The 3,907-nt window shown below is 41.2% G+C and carries 4 protein-coding genes; all 4 read left to right on the forward strand.

What is annotated here, in order from left to right; all coding sequences use genetic code 11:
• A partial coding sequence (locus HSISS2_RS02975; protein ID WP_042766942.1) for an HAD-IC family P-type ATPase occupies positions 1 to 458 on the forward strand: 458 nt, incomplete at its 5' end.
• Positions 459 to 820: 362 nt separating this feature from the next.
• Entirely contained in the window at positions 821 to 2,596 is a 1,776-nt protein-coding gene (gene spxB, locus HSISS2_RS02980) for a pyruvate oxidase (protein ID WP_021145321.1), read from the forward strand.
• Positions 2,597 to 2,909: 313 nt separating this feature from the next.
• Positions 2,910 to 3,626 (forward strand): ABC transporter ATP-binding protein, encoded by a 717-nt coding sequence (locus HSISS2_RS02985; protein WP_021145322.1) that lies wholly within the window; start codon positions 2,910 to 2,912, stop codon positions 3,624 to 3,626.
• A 1-nt stretch (position 3,627) separates the two neighbouring features.
• Positions 3,628 to 3,907, forward strand: a 280-nt coding sequence (locus HSISS2_RS02990; RefSeq protein WP_042766943.1) for an ABC transporter permease, incomplete at its 3' end; no start/stop codon positions are given.

Raw genomic sequence — 3,907 nt, forward strand, 5'->3', positions numbered from 1 at the left:
CCCAAGCTATTGCTAAGCAAGTGGGAATTGACACCGTCATTGCTGATGTCCTTCCTCAAGAAAAAGCTAGCGCCATCCAAAAACTGCAAGAAGCTAGCAAGGTCGCGTTTGTTGGAGATGGGATCAATGATGCTCCAGCTCTCTCGATCGCGGATGTGGGGATCGCTATGGGATCTGGAACGGATATTGCGATCGAGTCCGGTGGCATCGTGCTCACGCAAAATGATTTGCTTGGCGTTGTGCGCGCCTTTGACATGAGTCAAAAGACCTTCCGCAGGATCTTACTCAATCTCTTCTGGGCCTCTATCTACAATATCCTTGGGCTTCCAATTGCTGCTGGAGTCTTTGTAGGACTGGGATTGACCCTCAATCCAGAACTAGCAGGTCTTGCCATGGCCCTTAGTTCTTTGTCTGTTTTGACTAGCTCTCTGCTTCTCAATGTTGCGAAAATTGATTAGACTCAACAAAAAAGTAGTACAGAATTCATTTAAGATTCTGTACCACTTTTTTGTCTTTTCTTACAGCTACAAGGGAAAACAGGCGCATATATTTTATAATAAAATATCCTATTATAAGATAGTTTGTGAAAATTTCTCAAATTCAGCATCTGTAATGTAATAGGGATTGAGCATCTCTGAGCAAATCCTTATACATGTGAATCTCTTTGTGCTAAATTAGTACTATAATCGTTTTGTAAAACGTTTTCATGAGAACAGTCAGAATAAATTCATTTTCAAGACGAGTTTTGACGCAAAGATGAAGTAGATGCGCTGTGCTTCATTTTTCAGGATCAAATTAGAAATAAAGGAGAGTTATCATTATGACTCAAGGGAAAATCACTGCATCTGCAGCAATGTTGAACGTATTGAAAACATGGGGCGTAGACACTATCTACGGAATCCCATCAGGAACACTTAGCTCATTGATGGATGCTTTGGCTGAAGACAAAGATATCCGTTTCTTGCAAGTTCGCCACGAAGAAACTGGTGCTCTTGCAGCAGTAATGCAAGCGAAATTTGGTGGCTCTATCGGGGTTGCAGTTGGTTCAGGTGGACCTGGTGCGACTCACTTGATCAATGGTGTTTATGATGCAGCTATGGATAACACTCCATTTCTTGCTATTCTTGGATCACGTCCAAACAACGAACTCAACTTGGATGCTTTCCAAGAATTGAACCAAAACCCAATGTACAATGGTATCGCTGTTTACAACAAACGTGTAGCTTATGCAGAACAATTGCCAAAGGTGATTGACGAAGCTTGCCGTGCTGCTGTTTCTAAAAAAGGTCCAGCTGTTGTTGAAATTCCAGTAAACTTTGGTTTCCAAGAAATCGACGAAAACTCATACTATGGATCAGGTTCTTACGAACGCCGCTTCATCGCTCCTGCCTTGAACGAAACTGAAATCGACAAAGCTGTTGAAATCTTGAACAATGCGGAACGCCCAGTGATCTACGCTGGTTTCGGTGGAGTTGGTGCTGGTGATGTCATCACTGAATTGTCACGTAAAATCAAAGCACCAATCATCACAACTGGTAAAAACTTCGAAGCTTTCGAATGGAACTACGAAGGTTTGACAGGTTCTGCTTACCGTGTTGGTTGGAAACCAGCCAACGAAGTGGTCTTTGAAGCAGACACAGTTCTCTTCCTAGGTTCAAACTTCCCATTTGCTGAAGTATACGAAGCATTCAAAAACACTGAAAAATTCATCCAAGTCGATATCGACCCTTACAAACTTGGTAAACGTCACGCCCTTGACGCTTCAATCCTTGGTGACGCAGGTCAAGCAGCTAAAGCTATCCTTGATAAAGTAAACCCAGTTGAGTCTACTCCATGGTGGCGTGCAAACGTGAAGAACAACCAAAACTGGCGTGATTACATGAACAAACTCGAAGGTAAAACTGAGGGTGAATTGCAATTGTATCAAGTTTACAATGCAATCAACAAACACGCTGATCAAGACGCTATCTACTCAATCGACGTCGGTGACACTACTCAAACATCTACTCGTCACCTTCACATGACACCTAAGAACATGTGGCGTACATCTCCACTCTTTGCGACAATGGGTATTGCCCTTCCTGGTGGTATCGCTGCTAAGAAAGACAATCCAGATCGCCAAGTATGGAACATCATGGGTGACGGTGCATTCAACATGTGCTACCCAGACGTTATCACAAATGTTCAATACGACCTTCCAGTTATCAACGTTGTCTTCTCAAATGGTAAATACGCCTTCATCAAGGACAAATACGAAGACACAAACAAACACTTGTTTGGTTGTGACTTCTCTAATGCTGACTATGCGAAAATCGCTGAAGCGCAAGGTGCTGTAGGATTTACAGTTGACCGTATCGAAGATATCGATGCTGTTGTTGCAGAAGCTGTGAAACTCAACAAAGAAGGTAAGACAGTTGTGATCGATGCCCGCATCACTCCACATCGTCCACTTCCAGTAGAAGTTCTTGAGTTGGATCCAAAACAACACTCAGAAGAAGCAATCAAAGCCTTCAAGGAAAAATACGAAGCAGAAGAACTCGTACCATTCCGCCTCTTCTTGGAAGAAGAAGGATTGCAATCACGCGCAATCAAATAATTCCTCTCGTCGAAAATCAAAGATAAATTTGTAGACTTCTTTATTAGGTTACTGACGACGATTCCATCATTGAAACCTTAATTTTCAATGATGGAATCTAGTGCGGAGCTTAGAAAAAGTGGATAGGAGAGATTATTTCAGAGTATCGTGAATAGATTCTTAACATCAGAAGTTTTTGCCATAAACATTGGATGCTATCATCCAGTGTTTTTATTTTAAAAAAATTCAAATCATCACTTGACAAGTGAGTGTTCACTCACTATAATGTCATTTGTAATCAAAAGTGAGTAAACACTCACTAAGGAGGATGCATATGAAAACATTGCTACATTTACAAGATTTACAAAAATCTTTTGGTCAACAACTGGTGTTAAACCACGTTGGTTTTGAATTACAGTCTGGGGAAATCATTGGTCTAATCGGTCCCTCAGGTGCTGGTAAATCAACCATGATTAAAACAATGTTAGGAATGGAAAAGGCAGATAGCGGTATTGCTTTAGTCTTAGAAAATACCATGCCCAATCGTCATATTCTAGGAGATATTGGCTACATGGCTCAGTCAGATGCCTTATATGATGCCTTATCAGGTCAGGAAAATTTGCAATTTTTCGGTCAGCTAAAAGGACTTTCCAAAAAAGACTTAACAACAGAAATTGCCCATGTGTCTCAGGTGGTAGATCTAACAGATCACTTAAATAAGGCTGTGTCTGGTTATTCCGGAGGGATGAAACGACGTTTGTCGCTGGCGATTGCACTTTTAGGAAATCCGCAACTTTTGATTTTGGACGAACCGACAGTTGGAATCGACCCCTCTCTTAGGAAGAAAATCTGGAAGGAATTAATCACGCTTAGAGACAATGGTGTAGGAATTCTGGTAACAACCCATGTCATGGATGAAGCAGAGCTGACAGATAAGGTCGGACTACTATTAGGTGGAAAAATCATTGCCTTTGATACACCATCCAAGCTAAAAGAATCTTATGGTGTTTCAAGTATTGAAGAAGTCTTTTTGAAAGCAGAAGGAGAATGAAATGAGAACAATTGCCATTGCAAAAAAAGTCATCAAAGAATTGCTACGTGACAAACGGACACTGGCCCTAATGTTTGTGGCACCAGTCTTTATTATGTGGCTGATGAACCTCATGTTTTCGGCTAGTACAACTGTAAATGTCAAGTTAGCGACACAAGATGTGCCAAGTAGTTTGGTAAGTAAGATGGACGACTTAGAACATGTCAGTGTCAAAACCTACAAAGACTTGTATCAAGCTAAAGAGGCTTTAAACGATGAAAAAGTAGATGCAGTTATCTCTT

The organism is Streptococcus sp. HSISS2 (assembly GCF_000448665.1).
GTDB lineage: Bacteria > Bacillota > Bacilli > Lactobacillales > Streptococcaceae > Streptococcus > Streptococcus raffinosi.